Genomic DNA, 18462 nt, shown 5'->3' on the forward strand with positions numbered 1-18462 from the left:
TGAAATCATCCTCCTATTTGAGACATCACCCTGTCCTTGTCTTGCCAGCCCCCGGCAATGTTGTGGCGGACGGGTTTAATTTTTATGGCCTGGGCGAAAAGTTTGGCCAGTTCCATTTCGCCGGCGCTGTTTCTCAATGGTGTTTTGAGATCAATTTCATTGCTGCTGTAAAGGCACGGCCTCAGTTTGCCCTCGGCGGTCAGGCGGAGCCTGTTGCAGCGGCCGCAGAAATGATCGCTCACAGGGCTGATAAAGCCTACGGAGCCCTGCATTCCGTCCTGGCGGTAATATTGGGCCGGACCGTTTCCCACAAGCTTTCTCACTTCTTGAAGTTTTCCCAGTCCCTGTTCAATTATTTCCTTTATTTCAAATACCGGTATATGCCTGTACGAGGCCCAGGCGTCGGATACGCCTATGGGCATTACCTCGATAAAGCGGACATGCAGGGGATACTTAAAGCTGAGTGCCGTAAGCTCCAGTATTTCATCGTCATTAAAGCCCCTGATGGCCACCACGTTTAATTTAACCGGATGGAATCCCAATTCCAGGGCTGTTTCGATGCCCTTCCAGGCCTGGCTAAATTTACCGAGCCTGGTAACTTCCTCGTAACGGCGGGGCTTTAACGTATCCAGGCTGATATTAAGCCTGTTGACACCGGCGGATTTTAATTGGGCGGCCATTCCGGGAAGCAGAATTCCGTTGGTGGTCAGGGCTATATCGTCAATTCCGGGGGTTTCGTGAATAAGCCCTATTAAATCCTGCAGCCCTTTCCGCACCAGGGGCTCTCCCCCGGTCAACCTGATTTTGTTTATGCCCACCAGCGCCCCGGCCTTTACTATCTGGCCAATTTCCTCGTTACGCAGTATCTCCTGGTGGGGGATAGGTTTGACTCCTTCCCGGGGCATGCAGTAAGTGCATCGTAAATTACAGCGATCCGTTACTGATATGCGGAGATAGTTGATCTCCCTCTGGCAAATATCCTTCAATGTTTATTACCTCCTCTTATCCTTTTCCGGAGGGCTTGTACAGTATAATTTCATCAAACCGGTTGAGCAGTTGAATATCGATTACATGCAAAAAAGGGGCGAGAAGAAGGCTAAAATTATAAATTTCTACCCCTTTGCTGGAGCATGGTAAGTGAAAAGGTTACCACATAAGCCAGCAGCATTAATATAATGCTTATGGCAATGGCCAGATCAAAATTACCCTTAGAAACTTCCATCACGGTGGCGGTTGTAAGTACCCTGGTGTAGTGATAAATATTCCCCCCCACCATCATGGAAGCCCCTACTTCCGAAACAACCCCGCCAAAACCTGCGATAATGGCCGCCAGCAGTCCCATTCTGGCCTCCCTCAGCAGCAACCGGAGAAACTGCAGCCGGGATGCCCCCAGGGCCATTATTTGCAGCCTGATTTTGGGATTAAGCTGTCCGATGGCCGCTATGGTAAAACCGGTCACAATAGGTGAGGCTATTATGGCCTGGGCAAGTATGATGGCTGCGGGGGTGTACATCATATTTAGAAACCCCAGCGGGCCTGATCTCCATAAAAAAATTGAAACCCACAGCCCCACCACCACAGGCGGCAACCCCATACCAAAGTTTACCAGGCTAACCGCCACATTGCGCCCGGGAAAAACAGCAATGGCCAGAAAAACTCCCAGGGGAACTCCGATGGCCACGCTGATCAGCGTAGCTAATCCTGAAACCTTGAGGGTTAAAAAAGTAATGCCGAATACTTCCCTGTCCATGTGCAACAATAGTTCCAAAGCCTTGAGCAGGCCATGCCAGATCAATTCCATGTCGAAGTAAAACCCCGTCTAATTTAAGGGGACACACCTTTTTATGCCGGCATATTCCCTTCTTTTTTAACTATTGCCCGGAGGAATGCCCCCCGTCTTATATATGGGGACACCTGAAGAAAGATTCCCTTTAGTCAAACACACCGGCAAACAATTCTCTGGCGGTATCTTCAGCCTTGCTGCGAAACAGGCGATACCTTACCAGCAGTTCCTCGCCCTCGGGAGTCAATATCGCGCCCCCTCCGGTTTCGCCACCCACATGGGTCCGTACCAGTGTAATATTCCATTGACGTTCCGCCTCTTTAATCTTTCCCCAGGCCGCCCTGTAAGACATCTTTAAATCAGCTGCCGCCCTAGCGATTGAACCCAGCCTGGACACACCCGACAGAAGATCAAACAGGCCGTCCCCGAAGGACAGGCCGCCCTTTTCCAGCCATACTTTAAAACCCAGGTTAAATTTAGGCAGCGAATTATTGTCTGTCATGCAACCAACTCCAATTTGTCCGCTTTAACAATATTCGGAAACCTTCCTTCCCTTACCTGTTTAGCCCCCTCCCACGGGGGGAAACAGCGCCACCCGGTCGCCCGGGCCGAACTTGTCGCCAAGGGAGAAATGTTTTCCATTGGCCAGAATACTGAACACCTGGTTTTCCGGTATGCCCAGCAGCTCTAAAAGGTCCCTGCCATTGGCGCCCTCAGGCAATTCCATCTCAAAGGCCTGGCCAAAGGTTACCCCGTCGACAAATTTCTCCAGACCGCTGAATACCCTGACTTCCAGCCTCATCCCGTCACCTCCGGAAAAACACCGTCAATTAATACTTTTGTAATGTGGTATATGAATTGCAATGAATATGCCATAAATAAGGCTTTTATTTATGCTTCCCGGGGAGCCCGGCGTATTCTTGCCCCTGATTTCAAAAAACAATTTAATATTAACCGCCGGGGAGAAAAATTATAATACTTTTTCTGTCCTTAAACGGAACAGTCGTGCCAAAAGGATACTGCCGGCAAAAAGTTTTGTCATGCCTTGCAACATTGCCCGCAACACGGCTGTGGGGCTGCCGGACGAAAGTTTCAACACTCTCCTAGTTCAAGTCTATATTATATTCTTTCATTTTTCTATATAGAGTGTTTCTTCCTATACCCAGTGACCTGGAAGCGGAGGTTACGTTACCCCGGTGATACGAGAGGGCGTCCCTGATGGCCCTGGCCTCCACCTCCTGCAGGGCGGGCGGCTCCGGGCGCGGCAGTTTTCTGGTGTCTATGGCCTCGCCTATGGCCGAGTCGATGGCCCGGACCAGCCGGTGGGCTATCAGCAGTTCCTCGGGACTCATACTTACCAGCCCTTCCCTGTGGTCCAAAAGATTCTGCAGCTGCCCGTTAATAGTATTGGCCGGAACATTATCGGCCGCGTTTATGTCCGCGGTCTGCCAGTTATTTTGAGGAAACAGCGAATTCATAATTTTATCGGACAAATGATTTGGCAATATCACCGGGCCGTCACACAGGGCCACCGCCTGGTCGATGGTATTTGCCAGTTCCCTTATGTTTCCCGGCCAGGAGTATTCCATGAGTAAACGCATGGTCTCCCCGGAAACCTGGGGTGGCTCTTTGTCCGCAAATTCGGAGTTGCGCTTTAAAAAATGTTTTACCAGCAGCGGTATATCCTCCCGCCGTTCCCTTAAAGGGGGGAGTTCAAAGCGCACCACATCCAGACGGTAAAACAGATCCTCCCTGAACAGTTTGTCCCTAACCGCCTGCTCCAGGTCTATGTTGGTGGCCGCAACAATTCTTACATCGGTGTGTATGGTTTTTTCCCCGCCCACCCGTAAGAATTCGCCTGTCTCCAGTACCCGTAACAGTTTTACCTGAATGGACAGGCTGGCCTCGCCTATTTCATCCAGAAACAGCGTGCCCCGGTCAGCAAGCTCGAATATCCCCCTGCGCTGGCTGGAAGCTCCGGTAAAAGCTCCCTTCTCGTGTCCGAACAATTCGCTTTCCAGGAGATTTTCAGGAAAGGCGCCGCAGTTGACCGGTATAAACAGCATGTCGGAACGGTTGCTGGCCGCATGTATAAACCTGGCCAGCACCTCTTTGCCGGTGCCGGTTTCCCCCTGTATCAAAACGTTGATATTTTTTTTGGCTATCTTATCCGCAATGGATACCATCTTGAACATTTTTGCGGTGCCGCCCACCAGAAAGCCGGCCTTAGCGGCTGTATTGAACCATTCCGGCTGTGTTCCGGCGCCATGCTGAAGGCTTTTCCCGTAGTCGCAGGCTTTGTCTATTAAATCCTCCACTTCAGCTATATCCTCAAAAGGTTTGTCTATATAGTCAAACGCCCCCAGCTGAATGGCCTTTACAGCGGTTTTGGTGGTGCTGTAGCCGGTCATGATAATAACTTCACAGCCGGGCTGGCGGTTTTTAATTTCCTGCAGCAGGCTCAGCCCGTTGGCATCCGGCAATTTCAAATCCACCATGGCCACCTGGTACTGCTGCTCGTCCAGCGCCCGGACGGCCTCCGCGCCACTGGCGGCGACCTTTACCCGGTAGCCCTTGCGCTCCAGCAAGCGGCGGAAAAAAGTCCCCACTTCCATCTCGTCGTCGATAACCAATACATAGCTCTGGTCGTTCAAAATACCCCTCCTAAGAGACTGATGCAAAACACATTTGCCCGGGTTTGCCTAAACAAAACCCGTAGGCCCCCGCCCGGGGCTCAAAAGTTAGCCGAAGACAGGGTTCCATCGGCACCGGAATTATTTGTTAAGCATTTTCATATGGTCGCACAGGGGTAAAACCAGTGAAAACACACTTCCTTCTCCCGGGCTGCTTTCCACATTGATTGTCCCGCCGTGGGCCTGGGCAATGCCCAGGCTGACGCTTAAACCCAGTCCGGTGCCCTTTGTGGTCTCCTTGCTGGTATAAAAGGGGTTGAATATTTTAGCCGCCCTGTCCGGTTTGATCCCCTCACCGTTGTCTTTAACCGCCAGCACCAGGCTCCGGCCGGCCTCGCCGTCCGATACCACCCCGGTGCTTATTTCTATAACCTTTTCGCCTTCCTTTTTATCCAGGGCGTCCCTGGCGTTTAACAGCAGATTCAGGAGCACCTGGTCCAGTTGGTGGCCGTTGGCTTTTATCTTCGGCAAATCAGGGGCCAGGTTAATTTTTATATCCACGCTGTTCCTGTTTATCTGGTAATGAATAAGACTTAAAACCCTCTCCACCACCTCGTTGAGGTCGGTGGGCCCCATGGGCCTCTCTTCCTGGCGGGAAAAGATTAGAAGGTTCTGAATAATCTTTTTACACCTGAGCCCGCAGTTTACAATATCCTTCAACAAATCGTAAGAAGGGTCGCTCTCTTCCATGTCCCGCAGCAGCATTTGGGCGTTGCCGATAATTACCGTCATGGGGCTGTTCAGCTCATGGGCCACTCCGGCGGCCATTTCCCCTATGGCAGCCAGTTTTCCGGACTGCGAAAGCTGTTCCTCCATCCTGGCCTTTTCAGTTATATCCTTAATATGGTGTATCACGGCGTAAACATCGGAATTGGTATTGTATACGGGGTAGTAGGAAACATCAAAAACCTGGCCGGAGGATAGCTGCAATTTCCTGTATACCGGATTCCGGGTTTCAACCGCCTCGTCCATGAAGCAGACATCACACTTTGTCTGTCGGTTCCACAACAGCTCGTAGCATTTTTTGTTCCGCCAGCTTTCCTCGCCGGGGTTCTCGTTCAGCGGGCGCATTCTCTCGTTGGAGCGGATAATGTTGTACCCCAGGTCAAACATGAAAATGGGATCGGTCACCGACCAGAAGGTCTTTTCCCACTCGTTCTTGCTGCGCAGAACCTCCTCGTAAAGCTTGGCGTTTTCAACGTATATGGCCAGTTGAGCCGCCAGCTGCTGAATAAAGAAAGACTGGCTTTCATCGTAAACATCCCTGGCTTTACTGCCCAGCATCAGCACCCCGATGGCTTTGCCCCTCACAATCAGGGGAATCAAGGCCACGGCGATCAACTGCAAATCCCTAACCATGCCGCAGTCAAAAAGCTTTTCGTATTCGGGAAGATGGTAGTACCCGCTCTCCCTGGTTTCCACGGTACGCCAGAAAAGCGACGTCCGGGGAACATTATTATCCATGCATTCGGCCCGGGGAACGGTGGCCGTGATTTTCAGGTCGTCGCCCTTAAGCAGCGCCAGGGCCATAAAATCACAATTTATAACCAGGGGCAATTTTTGATACACCCTTTTTATTATGTCGCCCAGGGACATGTCTATATTTATGTCCTTGGCCAGCTGGTGGAGTATTTCCAGGCTGTTGTTCTGCAGCTCCATCTGTTTGTTCTGCTTTTTCAACTCCAGGTAATAATTCAGCTTGGAGGAATCCACCCCGGTCAGGTTTTCTATAAGTTTTTGCTTGTTGTTAAAAATAAATATCCCCCCTAAATCCCGAATCGCCAAACTGCTTACGGCCTACAGGGCGCGCCGGTAAATGCCCGCGATATCCTCCTGGCCGCAGTCCCTGGGATTGGTGATAAGACAGGTGTCCATCAAGGCGTTTTCACTCAACCTGGGAATAATGTCATCGCTCAGGCCCACCGCGGAAAGGCTCTCGGGCAGTCCGATATCCTTTACCAGGCGCCTTACCTCGGCTATAGCCCGGTCCGCCGCCTCCCATTTGCTTAGGCCCGTGACATTCACCCCGAAGGCTTCAGCCACCCGGGCGTATTTATCCGCGCAGGCTATGCTGTTGTATTCCATTACATGGGGAAGTAAAATACCGTTGGTTTCCCCATGGAACAGATCCAGCAGGGCGTCTATCTGGTGGGTCATGGCGTGGGTAACGCCCAGTATCGCATTGGAAAAAGCCAGTCCGGCCTGCAGACTGGCCATGGACATGGCGGCCTTGGCGTCAAGGTTGGTGCTGCAAGCCACGGATTCCCTGAGATTGTTGGCGATGATCCTGATGGCGTTTAAAGCCTGTACATCAGTTAACTCGGTGGCTGCCAGGGAAACATAGGACTCTATGGCGTGGCTTAAGGCGTCAATACCGGTGCCGGCTGTAAGACGGGGATTTTTGGTCTGAAGCACCGTGGGGTCCACAATAGCTATGTCCGGCACCAGGGATTTGGATACTATTACCATCTTGGCTTTTCTTTTTTTATTAACGATTATTGTAAACTGGGAAACCTCCGAGCCTGATCCCGCGGTGGTGGGAACTATCACCATGGGCGGCAGGGGTTTGGTTACCTTGTTAATCCCTTCATAGTCGGCGATTTCGCCCCCGTTGGTGGCCAGTATGGCTATTGCCTTGGCCACGTCTATGGGGCTGCCGCCCCCCACCGCCAGCAGTCCGTCACAGCCGGAAGCCATATATTCCGTGGCGGCCCGGGCAACCTCCATACATTTGGGGTTGGTGGTCAGACTGTTCCAGACCCTGTATTCAATTTTAGCCATTTTTAAAAAACTGAGAGCCTTTTCCACCCAGCCGCTATTCAGCACACCCTCGTCGGTGACCACGAAAATCTTGGTTACCCCCAGGCGCACCGCGCTCTCTCCCACCTGATTCAGGGAACCAAGCCCCCATATTATTTCCGGGGCCACAAATTTGCTTATATTCACGTTGCTTTTATTCCTCCATATATACTGCGATATATCATTATTATATATAAACTTAAAGACTTAAGCCAATGGATTGTAATCCCACCGGCTAAAAGGCAGCCCCTTAAAGGTTTCCCAGCCGGGGATCCCTCGAGGCCAATTTATATACTTCCGTATATATCTTTTGTAAAGGCGCGCCGGATTGTTCCGCCAGAAGCTTGCAATCCTCATATTCCGGTGTCCAGTGAAGCACGGCGGCGGGCTCTCCGCCCCGGGCGACTTTTATCTTCACGGCACCGTAAACGGTATCAACAGTAATAAAGTCTCTGTGCAACACTACTCTTTTTTCTTCCCTTACCCTTATTCCCAGGGTGGTGGTCTCCTTCAATATGATATCCGCCGCGGTTTTCAGCTGCTCATCCCGGCACAGCACGGTGAGCAGGCCGCCGGGCCTGTTTTTTTTCATTTGCACCGGCGTTATGAAAACATCCAGTACTCCCGCCTTTAAAAGCAGGTGAAAAATATGTTCATAAAACTGGGGATTCATGTCGTCAATGTTGGTTTCAATTACCGTAACCGATTCCATAAATGCGCAGGAACGCTCAGCCTCGCCGAGCAATACCCGCAGGGTTCCAATTACGGTTCCTTCAGCCCCTATTCCATAACCCGCGGATTTCACCTTCATTTCCGGAGCGGCCCCGAATCCCCTGACTGCTGCAACAGCCAGGGCAGCGCCGGCCGGGGTCACCAGTTCCTCCCCGGTATTTAATAGTTTAACGGGAACATTCAGCAAAAGTTCCGCGGTCAGGGGGGTGGGAACCGGCAGTAAATTATTTCCTTTTATTGCCATGCCACTTCCCAGCGGCAGAGGCGAACAATAAACCTCGGGAGTCTGCATACTGTGCAGGGCCAGGGTTATTCCCGCCACAAACACCAGCGACTCCGCTGAAAAGGACTCAATAAAACCCCGTTCCCCCGGGGGCAGCCCGTAAACCCTGTTCTCGGCCTCTTTCATTTTTTTCAACACCTTGAGAACATTGGTTTTAACCATATCCGGAAGACCGCTTTTTAAAACTATGTGCTCCGGTTCGGATAGGCTTTTGAAATTTATTGCCTCCTTGCAAATAACCTTCAGCAAGGTTCCCCGGAGACCCAGGTTATGTTTTTTTTCAGTTTCGATACGCACTTTTTCCGGCATAAGGGAGTTCATGCTCCCCACCACATAAAGGGAATCGATCCCCGCGTCCAAAAGCGCCGCCATTAACGCGGCTTCACTGAGACCTGCGAAACAATCAAAAAAAAGTATCTTCATCTGGGAGGCTCCCTGTTTTTTTACGGTATTACGATATATTGAAAACATTATACTTAAAATGGCTACGGTTAACAAAGCATTTGCGCGGAGAGCAACTTTTTACATTAAAAAATTACGTAAAAAACCAATAGCCTTCCCGGAGGCGGCCGGGTCTGAAAAAACCGGCAGCATAACCTCTGCCGGTTTTCGCCCGCGGCTGCCTTGCGCCCGTATCACAATTCATTCGTAAAATAAAAATTTCACGAATTTTGCATAAAAACATGCAAAATTCCCACCCAATTATAATTTTGAAGCCGTTCCCGGCAGATAAGGCCAACCTCCGGCCGGCCCAAACCCCACCGGCCTCAAAACATCAGAATCCCTGCAAAGCCCGCCAAACCGTTCTGTTTTGGAGCAACCGTTCCAAATTGTGCGCATACCCTTGTCCCCAAATTAAACACCGGGCCGGGTTAGATACTCTATGACCGGTTAAAAGTTTAACCGGGCTCTCCATGAAGTTGGCGGGTTAACCGGCTTGTTCAAAACCGGTGAATCAATGGCATCCTATTTGCTATTCACTCAAAATAATCTGTTTATTTGAGCTTTTTTGAAAAGAAGTGCAAGTGTGGTAAGGGAGGTGAAATACCGGCAGGCGCTAATCCAATCCGTTTCTGTATTATCTAAACATTTAAAAGATGTGAAAAATTTTGCAAAATCTTATTCACGCCCGCTACCATCAAGTGAGCAGACAGCATCGGCTCCGGATAATCGGGTTACTAAACACGGCTTACCTGGACAAGCGTATCAGGCCCGGCGGCGGCGCAGCAACAGCCCCCGGCAAAGATACCCTTAAAGTCCAACAAAATATTAATTATATCAAGGAGGAATTTTATAATGGCAATCGGCGAACAGGTATTTGGTTATTTTATTCCCACTGTTAACTTAATGGGTGTAGGTTCCCACAAGGAAATTCCCAATCAGGTTAAAACCCTGGGCGGCACCAATGTTTTAATCGTTACCGATGCTTTCCTGGGCCGTGAAGGCGGAATGGCCGACGACATCAAGGCCATGCTGGAAGCCGCAGGCACTAAGGTTACTATTTATGCCGGAGCCGAGCCGAACCCCACCGACATTAACGTGCATGACGGCCTGAAAGTTTACCAGGACTGCGGCGCCGACATGATACTCTCCCTGGGCGGCGGCAGCTCCCACGACTGCGCCAAGGGCATCGGCATGGTAGCCACCAATAACTGCCATATCCGTGACTGCGAGGGCGTTGACAAGACCACAAAGCCCATGCCCCCCTTCATCGCTGTTAACACCACAGCCGGTACCGCTTCCGAAATGACCCGCTTCTGCATCATCACCAACACCAGCAACAAAGTTAAAATGGCCATCGTTGACTGGCGCTGCACCCCCAACGTGGCAATCAACGACCCCCTGTTAATGGTTGGCATGCCCCCGGCATTGACCGCCGCCACCGGAATGGACGCCCTGACCCACGCGGTCGAGGCCTATGTGTCCACCATCGCCACCCCTGTAACCGACTCCGCGGCTTTAATGGCTATTAAACTCATTGCCACCAACCTGCGCAATGCGGTGGCCAACGGTCAGAACATGGTGGCCCGGGACAACATGGCTTATGCTGAATTCCTGGCCGGCATGGCTTTCAACAACGCTTCCCTGGGTTATGTTCACGCCATGGCCCACCAGCTGGGCGGCTTCTACAATCTCCCCCACGGAGTTTGCAACGCCATCCTGCTGCCCCACGTTGAAGGCTTCAACCTGATTGCCTGCCCCGAGCGTTTCGTTGACATAGCTGTTGCCATGGGCGAAAATGTCGAAGGTTTATCCATGCGTGACGCCGCCGACCTGGCCCTGTCCGCCATCAAGAAGCTGTCCTCCGACGTGGGCATTCCCGCCGGCCTGACCGAACTGGGTGTTAAAGAACAAGACCTCAAGATTATGGCTGAAAACGCCATGAAAGACGCCTGCAGCTTCACCAACCCGAGAACCGCCACATTAGACGACGTAATAAGCATCTTTAAGTCCGCTCTCTAAAATTACCACAGTAAATCCATATACTTACCGGCAGGTGGACATTGTTCCACCTGTTTTTTTTGCAGCTTCAGGAAGGCCCGCCTGCCTCCCGGAGGATTTCCCCGCCGGGAAACAACCTTTTCCGATCCCCAAGTAGACCTAATTGAAAAAAGGTATATAATTATAATGTACTTGCCCCCCTTGATTGCATATTGATAAAAGCACCTGAAAAGGAGCAGTAATTTATGGTGAAAAATGAACTGCGCCAATTGCTGGAGGATGTAAAAAACAACAGGGTTGAGATAAGTGACGCTTTAAACAAATTAAAGCACTTGCCATATGAAGACCTTGGCTTTGCGGTGGTGGACCACCACCGGGCGCTGCGCAAGGGGTTTCCGGAGGTAATCTTCTGCCAGGGAAAAACCGTGGAACAGGTGGCACAGATTTTTAATAAACTTTGCCAGGGAACCAGGAGCATTCTGGGGACCAGGGCCTCCCGGGAAGCCTACGGCGCGGTAAAGGAAATTTACCCGGACGCCGAATACCACGAACTGGCCGGAACAATAGTGGTCAGGCGGGGTGAAGAACCGCCCCAAAAGGGAAACATACTGATTATGAGCGCCGGCACCGCGGACCTGCCCGTGGCCGAGGAAGCCTTCGTAACCGCGGAGATAATGGGAAACCACGTAAAAAGCTGCTACGACGTGGGGGTGGCGGGCATACACCGCCTGCTGGACAAACTGGAATTGATCCGCTGGGCCCATGTAATCATCGTGGTGGCGGGCATGGAGGGAGCACTGGCCAGCGTGGTGGGAGGCCTGGCCGACCAGCCCATTGTGGCGGTGCCCACCAGCGTGGGCTACGGGGCCAGCTTCAACGGTTTATCCGCCCTTTTATGCATGCTTAACAGCTGCGCCTCGGGAGTAAGCGTGGTAAATATCGACAATGGATTTGGCGCAGCCGCCATGGCCAACGCCATCACCCGGCTGCTTGAAAGGACGGAAGCATGAAAATAGCCTATTTTGATTGTTTTTCAGGAATCAGCGGGGACATGTGCCTGGGAGCGCTTGTTGCAGCAGGGGCGGATTTCGACCGGCTCAAGGACATGTTGTCCGAACTGCCGGTGGAAGGTTACCGGCTGCGCCGGGAAAAGATAAAAAGAAACGGCATTACCGCCGTTAACGTATTTGTGGACCTTGCGGAGGAGAAACAACCCCTGCGCCATCTTGAAGATATTCTACGGATTATTGACGGCAGCGGCCTGCCGGATGAGGTAAAGGAGAAAAGCAAGGCTGTTTTTAACCGTCTTGCCCTGGCCGAGGCAAAGGTGCACGACACCACGCCGGACCGCATCCACTTCCATGAGGTGGGCGCCGTTGACGCCATAGTGGACGTGGTGGGCACAGTGCTGGGACTGCACTTGCTGGGAGCGGAAAAGGCTTACTCCTCTCCCCTGCCCATGGGTACGGGATTTATTAAATGCATGCACGGCATCATTCCCTCCCCGGCCCCGGCAACCCTGGAAATACTGCGCAGCGTGCCTGTTTACGGCGCGGGTGTCCAGGGAGAGCTGGTCACTCCCACCGGCGCGGCACTGATTTCAACACTGGCGGAGGCTTTCTCCGGCCTCCCCCCGATGACCATTGAAACAGTGGGTTACGGTTCGGGCAAAAAAGATATGGAACACCCCAACCTGCTAAGGCTGATAACCGGCGACACCGCTGACAGCCCCCTTGGGGTGCCGGCAGGCGCCGGGGGTCATAAGGAGCACGGGCATGAACATGGGCACCAGCATAACCCCGGGCGGGAATATAAGTGAGCCTTGGGTTTGGAAGGGGTTATCCCCTTACCGAACCCTTAGAGCGAACTTAGTTCGAATAAGTTGGGGACATTCCTCACCCCAAAGTCAAGCTTTTAATAGAGGTGTGTCTCCTTTCCTTAATTACCTGTTTATCCCCGACCTTCGAGGACGGGGTCTTACAGGCCGTTAGCGAGATAAACAAATTGAAATAAATGCCGTGGTGATAAACAGCATTTTAATGCCCTAAAATTTTTAAAGGACGGGCCGGGTGCAAATGGAAACTTTACAGGACAAGAGCCAATATCTAAATAAAATTATAAAAGGCTACGGCAGTGTGCTGGTGGCCTTTTCCGGGGGCGCGGACAGCACACTTTTGCTAAAATCCGCCCTGGACGCGCTGGGTGACAGGGTGCTTGCGGTAACGGCCAGATCGGAAATCTACCCGCCGGGAGAGGCGGAGGAAGCCTCTGAAATTGCCCGCTCCCTGGGGGCGGAACACCTAATATTAAAAACCGGGGGACTTAAAAGCCCGGCTTTTGCGGGAAACCCTCCGGACAGGTGTTATCACTGCAAAAAGGAATTATACGAGAAGCTTAACAGCCTGGCCCGGGAAAGGGGCTTAAATTATGTGGCTGACGGAGTCAACGCGGACGACGCCTCGGACTACCGCCCGGGAATGCGTGCCGGGGTGGAGGCCGGGGTGCGCACACCTTTAAAGCAGGCAAACCTTACCAAGCGGGACATATACGCCCTGTCCAGGGAAATGGGCCTGCCCACCGCCCATAAACCGGCAAATCCCTGTCTGGCCTCCAGGTTTCCGTACGGGACTGAAATTACTCCCGAGGCCCTGGATATGGTGCACAAATCGGAAGCCTTTTTAAAAAGCCTGGGCTATACTCCCTTAAGAGTCAGGCATCACGGGCACCTGGCCCGCATCGAGGTGCCCCCGGACCGGATGGAAAGCGTTCTCCGGGACGCCGAAAGGATTACCGCCGCCATAAAGACAATTGGCTATATTTATGTCACCCTTGATCTACGGGGGTTTCGGTCCGGCAGCATGAACGAAACCCTGGAAGACCGCCTTAGGCTTTATTGATAGCATATCCCCCAACAGCCACATAAAAAGACAGGGAAAACAAGCCGGTATGTACATGAACACCGGCTTTTATCATTTTATTAACCTGGCACACGTTATGCATAATTAAGCATATGGAAAGACAGATTGTTTAAGATAATCACTGTAGCCATAACATTTTCAAATTATACAGGATACCGTTCAAGGCATTGCTTTTGTTTTATTATGGGACAGGCGATCCATTAATGACCGGTTGATTGTGCTATTTTCACACAAAATAGGGGCATCTCGCCCCTATTTTGTTATTTTTTATCATTATGGAAATAAAAAAGCTGCTAATTTAAGAAGGTTTTTTTAAATTCGAGTGGTATATAGATTGCATAACGGTTATATTGAGTTTTGTCAAAAGTTTTAACAATTAATAAGAAAAAAGAAAAGGGAGGACTATGGATGGATAAAATTTTAAGAATCAACATGACCACCCAGGAAGTCAAAGTTGAGCCGGTTCCCGGGAAATACGCGGCTCTGGGCGGAAGGGCCCTGACATCACAATTTGTGCTGGACGAAGTAGAACCCACCTGTGATCCGCTGGGTCCCTTTAACAAACTGATTTATGCCCCCGGCCTGCTTTCCGGAACCAGCGCTCCCTCATCCGGACGGCTCTCCGTGGGCGGGAAAAGCCCTCTCACCGGAACCATCAAAGAATCAAACGCGGGGGGAATCAGCTCCCAGAAACTGGCCAACCTTGGCTACAAAGCCGTAATAGTGGAAGGCCAGGCTCCCAAAGGTGAGTTCTACCTCATCAGCATCACCCCCGCTGGCGTAAAGCTTGAGCCGGCGGGCGATTTGACCGGTAAGGGCGGATATGACACGGTTGCCCTGTGCCGTGAAAAATTCGGACAAAAGGTCGGCGTCATCTTCATCGGCCCCGCAGGCGAAATGCTCATGGCCAACGCCGGGGTCGGCACCAACGACGGCGAGGGCAACGCCTCCCGTTACGCGGGCCGGGGCGGCCTGGGCGCCGTGATGGGCTCGAAAGGCCTCAAGGCCATTATTATCGACAGCCCCACCACCTTCGACGTCCCGGTGAAGGACCCGGAAAGGTTCAAGGCCGCGGCCAGAAAATTTGCCAAAATACTCCTGGACCACCCGGTATGCGGCTCCGGACTGCCCAGCTACGGCACCAACGTTTTGATGAACATTATCAACGAGGCCGGCACCCTGCCCACCAGGAACTTCCGTTTCGGCCGCTTTGACAAGGCCAGCGAGGTATCAGGTGAAAAACTGGCCGAGGTTGCCGTGGCCAGGGGAGGCAAGGCCACCCACGCCTGCCATCCCGGCTGCGTAATGCGCTGCTCCAACGTATATCCCATGCCCAACGGCAAGGTCTGCGCCCCCATTGAATATGAATCCGCCTGGGGCTTCGGTCCCAACCTGGAAGTAAGCGACCTGGACGACGTGGCCATGATGAACTGGCTCTGCAATGATATCGGCCTGGACACCATTGACGCCGGCGCCACCCTGGGCGTTCTGATGGAGGCCGGAGTAATTCCCTTCGGCGACGGCAAGGCCGCCATCAAAGCGCTGGAAGAAGTATACACCGGCTCCCCCCTGGGAAGAATCATCGGCTCAGGCACAACCTTTGCCGGCAAACTGTACGGTGTGACCAGGGTGCCCACCGTCAAGGGCCAGGCCATTCCCGCTTACGATCCCCGCTCCTGCCGGGGCAACGGTGTAACCTACGCCACCACCACCATGGGCGCGGACCACACCGCCGGCTACGCGGTTACCGCAAACATTCTTAAGGTTGGCGGTTTCGTGGAGCCTACCAGCGACCAGGGACAGATCGAACTTTCCAGGAACCTGCAAATCGCCACCGCCGCCGTGGACTCCACCGGACTGTGCCTTTTCATCGCCTTCGCGGTGCTGGACAACCCGGAAGGCCTGCCCACAGTGGTGGAAATGCTGAACGCCATGTACGGCACCTCCCTGACCACCGACGACGTGGTGGCCCTTGGCCAGAGCGTCCTTAAAAACGAGCGGGCCTTCAACGCAAAGGCCGGCTTCACCAAAGCCGACGACCGCCTGCCGGAATTCTTCTACAACGAGGAACTGGCTCCCCACAACACCAAGTTCGCCCTCAGAGACGAGCTGGATGAGGTGTTTAATTTCTAACAGCGGTAATTATCGCAGCTATTAAACAAATGGACAAACAATGGCACGACCCGTAAAAATGGGGCCGGTTTTGCACCGGCCCCATTTTTATTCTGTTTTATATACTTGCCTCTAAACAATCCCGGCCCGGTACAAATTCAACTTATATGCCTTTTCTCCAGTAAATCACCCTGTCTTCCAGCAAAATCAGGCCCTTGTTTATAAAAAACCCAATCAGCCCGACAAAAATTATAGTAGCATATAGCTCCGGGGTATTGTAGGCGATCTGGGCATATACCGCCCTGCTGCCCAGCCCATGTTTCGCCCCGGCCAGCATTTCCGTCACCACCTCAATAATAACCCCCAGAGACAATGAAACCCGTGTCCCGATAAATATCTGGGGCAAAGCGTCGAATATAATCACCCGGGAAAAAACCTGGTGCCATTTTGCCCCCATCATTTTAGCGATACTGACCCGCATTTTCGGGCTGTTGCGCACTCCCACGGCTGAATGCAACATCATTATGGTGGCGCACCCAAATACAATAACAATTATTCTGGATACCTCGCCAATGCCGAATATCAACAACGCCAGGGGAAAAACAATTATCGGGGGAATAGATCTGAAAAAATCTATCAAACACTCCACATAATTGTATAAGTTTTCATAATAACCCAGCAGGAGCCCCGCGGGGACCCCAATCAAGAAAGATACGGCGCCGCCTGTCAGCACGCGCTTTAGGGAATAGGCCGCATCCAAAAGTATAATATCCTTGCAAACAAGATAAATAATCTCTTTGAAAGTTTCATAAGGAGTCGGCAAAAACATGGGGTTAATCAATTGAAGCCAGCAAATTATTTGCCAGAATGAAACCGCGGTTGCAAAAGCAAGCATATATTTTTTCATCTTCAATACCGACCCGTTTAAAATATTTTTGCCATTAGCCGCGTGTGCATTTTACTGAGGGTATTTATACAGCATATTTGTCAAATCCAGATTTCCTTTTATTATGTTCTGTTTCTGATAGGCTTCCACAAGCCTGGAGAGCTCCCCGGGAGAGACCTCGCCGGTTTTTAAATACCTGGGGTCCGAATAATTTTCAACAAAAGGTTTCTCGGTATCGGAAACAAAACCGGCCATCATCTTTTTCGCCTCCCTGGGATTTGCGTCTATAAATTCAATGGCCTCATCCAGGGATTTGGCTATCCGCTCCACCATATCGGGGTCTTTGTCGGCAAATTCCTTACTGACGTTGAAACTGCCAAATGGAAGAGGCGACCATAAATATTTGGGGACAATGGCTCCCTGGTAAAGAAGCCTTCCTATTCCTTTTTGCAGGGTTGTTGTTACCGCGGGATCATTGGAGAATACGGCGTCCACCGCCCCTGAATCAAGGGAGGAGGCTGTTAAAGCGGGAGCGAGGGTTTGAATAACCACCTCATCGGGAGAAATACCGTTTTCCTGCAATATCATGTTCAGCCATGCCTTATAGGCCACTGTGGGTAAAATGCCGATTCTCCTGCCGCGCAAATCATTTATGCCGCTGACGGGCGAGTCTTTTTTCACCATTAGCATGCTGATGGGATGCTTGTCATCCTCCACCAGGGCGGTGAGATAATACAGCTGTTTTTTACTTCTGACTTGGCCGTTAAAGGTAATGGGAAAGGCCGTGTAGCCGGCTACATCCAGCTGCCCGGCCAAAAGCGCGTCCATTAGCGGCTGGGCGGTGTCAAATCCTTCCAATTCAACATCAAGCCCGTTTTCGCGGAAAATTCCCCTTTCTTCAGCAACAAATACTGGCAGGCTGATAATTAACCGGCTATATCCAATTTTAACTTTTTGCGGGCTGGTGCCACGGGTCTCCGGTTTACCGCATCCCGTTAAAAGAGCCGCGATGAAAATAAACACCAGTAGCACAATTAACCCCTTTAAAGCTCTCCTTTGCATACTAACCCCCCGTTCGCCCGGCACGTAAATAACGAATTTTGCGCAAAGCTATTATTACCGGCGGCAACTTAGTCCGGGACCGCTTTCCCACAGGGGCACAACCCCCGTTTAAGCGGAACAGACCTTTTTGCCAATCACCAGCCTCACTTCACCCGTAGCCACTTTTTCCACCTCGCAGGTCAGGCCGCTACCCATGATCTCCATCTTAAGCCATGGCGGGATGTGATTGCACAGCACTTCCAGCCGGTAAAAATCGCCCTGCCGCAAAAAGGGCAACAGCACCTGCTTGGTGGTAATTCCCGTTCCGGCTTCCTGAATCTCCTTGATTGAAATACTATAGCAGCCGTTGCCCATATCCACCGGCCCGGGCACCGCCACAAGCCTGACCGCTTTTTCCAGGGCCGCCTGCTCCTCCTTTTCCCAGACATACTCCAGCAAATCATCGGGTTCGCCGGAAAACTCCCAGATACTGCACCCGGCCTTCTCCAATTCATAATAGGGTATACCGCTAATGGCGCCGGCCACAAATATTTTACAGCCGCCAATAAAATCAACCACTTCTCCCATTTGCTTGCGCATCCCCGGCAATCCTTGCTCCCGCTTGAAGCTATAGTCTTTTTCCCTATGGACATTCCAGCTTCCCTGCTTCCTTTGATATATTACAATTTTCCCCTGCTCGTACAGGGTGGCGGTTTCTCCATTCCTGCCCACATGAACGGCGATCTCCTTGAGCATGACAATACCTTCTTTCC

The 18462-nt window shown here is 51.8% G+C and carries 15 protein-coding genes and 1 pseudogene; 5 read left to right on the forward strand and 11 right to left on the reverse strand.

Translation table 11 applies throughout. The features are described from left to right. Positions 1 to 5 precede the first annotated feature (5 nt). From moaA to larC2, 8 genes are all read right to left on the reverse strand, one after another. On the reverse strand, positions 6 to 986 hold the full coding sequence (moaA, locus tag DCCM_RS15315) for a GTP 3',8-cyclase MoaA (protein WP_104373257.1): 981 nt from the start codon (positions 984 to 986) through the stop codon (positions 6 to 8). Positions 987 to 1102: 116 nt separating this feature from the next. Next, a complete protein-coding gene (locus DCCM_RS15320; protein ID WP_104373258.1) occupies positions 1103 to 1801 on the reverse strand; it encodes an ABC transporter permease in 699 nt (232 codons plus the stop codon). 130 nt (positions 1802 to 1931) lie between these two features. Further along, complete coding sequence (locus DCCM_RS15325) at positions 1932 to 2285, reverse strand: winged helix-turn-helix domain-containing protein (RefSeq protein WP_104373259.1); 354 nt, start codon at positions 2283 to 2285, stop codon at positions 1932 to 1934. 60 nt (positions 2286 to 2345) lie between these two features. Beyond that, the gene (locus DCCM_RS15330; RefSeq protein ID WP_104373260.1) at positions 2346 to 2585 is read right to left on the reverse strand and encodes a MoaD/ThiS family protein; all 240 of its coding nucleotides are present in this window, start codon (positions 2583 to 2585) and stop codon (positions 2346 to 2348) included. 301 nt (positions 2586 to 2886) lie between these two features. Continuing rightward, positions 2887 to 4398 (reverse strand): sigma-54-dependent transcriptional regulator, encoded by a 1512-nt coding sequence (locus DCCM_RS15335; RefSeq protein ID WP_231702813.1) that lies wholly within the window; start codon positions 4396 to 4398, stop codon positions 2887 to 2889. Between the two features lie 159 nt (positions 4399 to 4557). Next, entirely contained in the window at positions 4558 to 6261 is a 1704-nt protein-coding gene (locus DCCM_RS15340) for a GAF domain-containing sensor histidine kinase (protein WP_231702795.1), read from the reverse strand. Between the two features lie 12 nt (positions 6262 to 6273). Beyond that, positions 6274 to 7422: an iron-containing alcohol dehydrogenase gene (locus tag DCCM_RS15345; protein ID WP_104373262.1), complete on the reverse strand. Its 1149-nt coding sequence runs from the start codon at positions 7420 to 7422 to the stop codon at positions 6274 to 6276. A gap of 103 nt (positions 7423 to 7525) precedes the next feature. After that, complete coding sequence (gene larC2, locus DCCM_RS15350) at positions 7526 to 8713, reverse strand: nickel pincer cofactor biosynthesis protein LarC2 (protein WP_165792194.1); 1188 nt, start codon at positions 8711 to 8713, stop codon at positions 7526 to 7528. Positions 8714 to 9586: 873 nt separating this feature from the next. Between larC2 and DCCM_RS15360 the strand changes: the two genes are divergently transcribed. The 5 genes and pseudogenes from DCCM_RS15360 to DCCM_RS15385 all read left to right on the forward strand — a co-directional run bounded on the left by DCCM_RS15360 (position 9587) and on the right by DCCM_RS15385 (position 15783). After that, positions 9587 to 10753, forward strand: coding sequence for an iron-containing alcohol dehydrogenase (locus tag DCCM_RS15360; RefSeq protein ID WP_104373265.1), 1167 nt, complete (start codon positions 9587 to 9589; stop codon positions 10751 to 10753). A gap of 224 nt (positions 10754 to 10977) precedes the next feature. After that, positions 10978 to 11742, forward strand: a complete 765-nt coding sequence (gene larB / locus DCCM_RS15370; RefSeq protein ID WP_104373267.1) for a nickel pincer cofactor biosynthesis protein LarB — start codon at positions 10978 to 10980, stop codon at positions 11740 to 11742. After that, a pseudogene (gene larC, locus DCCM_RS15375) lies at positions 11739 to 12539 on the forward strand (nickel pincer cofactor biosynthesis protein LarC); the annotation flags it as partial. The gene larB and the pseudogene larC, both read left to right, overlap by 4 nt. Before the next feature lie 268 nt (positions 12540 to 12807). After that, positions 12808 to 13629, forward strand: coding sequence for an ATP-dependent sacrificial sulfur transferase LarE (gene larE, locus DCCM_RS15380; RefSeq protein WP_104373401.1), 822 nt, complete (start codon positions 12808 to 12810; stop codon positions 13627 to 13629). Between the two features lie 429 nt (positions 13630 to 14058). Beyond that, a complete protein-coding gene (locus tag DCCM_RS15385) occupies positions 14059 to 15783 on the forward strand; it encodes an aldehyde ferredoxin oxidoreductase family protein (protein ID WP_104373269.1) in 1725 nt (574 codons plus the stop codon). A 142-nt stretch (positions 15784 to 15925) separates the two neighbouring features. Here the strand turns inward: DCCM_RS15385 and DCCM_RS15390 are convergent, their stop codons facing one another. The 3 genes from DCCM_RS15390 to DCCM_RS15400 all read right to left on the reverse strand — a co-directional run bounded on the left by DCCM_RS15390 (position 15926) and on the right by DCCM_RS15400 (position 18445). Then, positions 15926 to 16657, reverse strand: coding sequence for an ABC transporter permease (locus DCCM_RS15390; protein ID WP_165792195.1), 732 nt, complete (start codon positions 16655 to 16657; stop codon positions 15926 to 15928). A 63-nt stretch (positions 16658 to 16720) separates the two neighbouring features. Then, positions 16721 to 17710, reverse strand: coding sequence for an ABC transporter substrate-binding protein (locus tag DCCM_RS15395; RefSeq protein WP_104373271.1), 990 nt, complete (start codon positions 17708 to 17710; stop codon positions 16721 to 16723). A 108-nt stretch (positions 17711 to 17818) separates the two neighbouring features. Continuing rightward, positions 17819 to 18445 carry a Fe-only nitrogenase accessory AnfO family protein gene (locus DCCM_RS15400; RefSeq protein ID WP_104373272.1) on the reverse strand — a complete coding sequence of 209 codons (627 nt, stop codon included), beginning with the start codon at positions 18443 to 18445 and terminating at the stop codon, positions 17819 to 17821. Between the last annotated feature and the right edge of the window lie 17 nt (positions 18446 to 18462).

The organism is Desulfocucumis palustris, assembly GCF_002933875.1.
Classification (GTDB): Bacteria; Bacillota; Desulfotomaculia; order Desulfotomaculales; family Desulfocucumaceae; genus Desulfocucumis; species Desulfocucumis palustris.

What these genes read in the sequence shown, in the direction of transcription:
- DCCM_RS15320 (WP_104373258.1), bottom strand. Translation starts at nt 1,801, where the DNA reads ATGGAATTGATCTGGCATGGCCTGCTCAAGGCTTTGGAACTATTGTTG.
- DCCM_RS15325 (WP_104373259.1), bottom strand. Translation starts at nt 2,285, where the DNA reads ATGACAGACAATAATTCGCTGCCTAAATTTAACCTGGGTTTTAAAGTA.
- DCCM_RS15330 (WP_104373260.1), bottom strand. Translation starts at nt 2,585, where the DNA reads ATGAGGCTGGAAGTCAGGGTATTCAGCGGTCTGGAGAAATTTGTCGAC.
- DCCM_RS15335 (WP_231702813.1), bottom strand. Translation starts at nt 4,398, where the DNA reads ATGGAAGTGGGGACTTTTTTCCGCCGCTTGCTGGAGCGCAAGGGCTAC.
- larC2 (WP_165792194.1), bottom strand. Translation starts at nt 8,713, where the DNA reads ATGAAGATACTTTTTTTTGATTGTTTCGCAGGTCTCAGTGAAGCCGCG.
- DCCM_RS15360 (WP_104373265.1), top strand. Translation starts at nt 9,587, where the DNA reads ATGGCAATCGGCGAACAGGTATTTGGTTATTTTATTCCCACTGTTAAC.
- larB (WP_104373267.1), top strand. Translation starts at nt 10,978, where the DNA reads ATGGTGAAAAATGAACTGCGCCAATTGCTGGAGGATGTAAAAAACAAC.
- larE (WP_104373401.1), top strand. Translation starts at nt 12,808, where the DNA reads ATGGAAACTTTACAGGACAAGAGCCAATATCTAAATAAAATTATAAAA.
- DCCM_RS15385 (WP_104373269.1), top strand. Translation starts at nt 14,059, where the DNA reads ATGGATAAAATTTTAAGAATCAACATGACCACCCAGGAAGTCAAAGTT.
- DCCM_RS15390 (WP_165792195.1), bottom strand. Translation starts at nt 16,657, where the DNA reads ATGCTTGCTTTTGCAACCGCGGTTTCATTCTGGCAAATAATTTGCTGG.
- DCCM_RS15395 (WP_104373271.1), bottom strand. Translation starts at nt 17,710, where the DNA reads ATGCAAAGGAGAGCTTTAAAGGGGTTAATTGTGCTACTGGTGTTTATT.
- DCCM_RS15400 (WP_104373272.1), bottom strand. Translation starts at nt 18,445, where the DNA reads ATGCTCAAGGAGATCGCCGTTCATGTGGGCAGGAATGGAGAAACCGCC.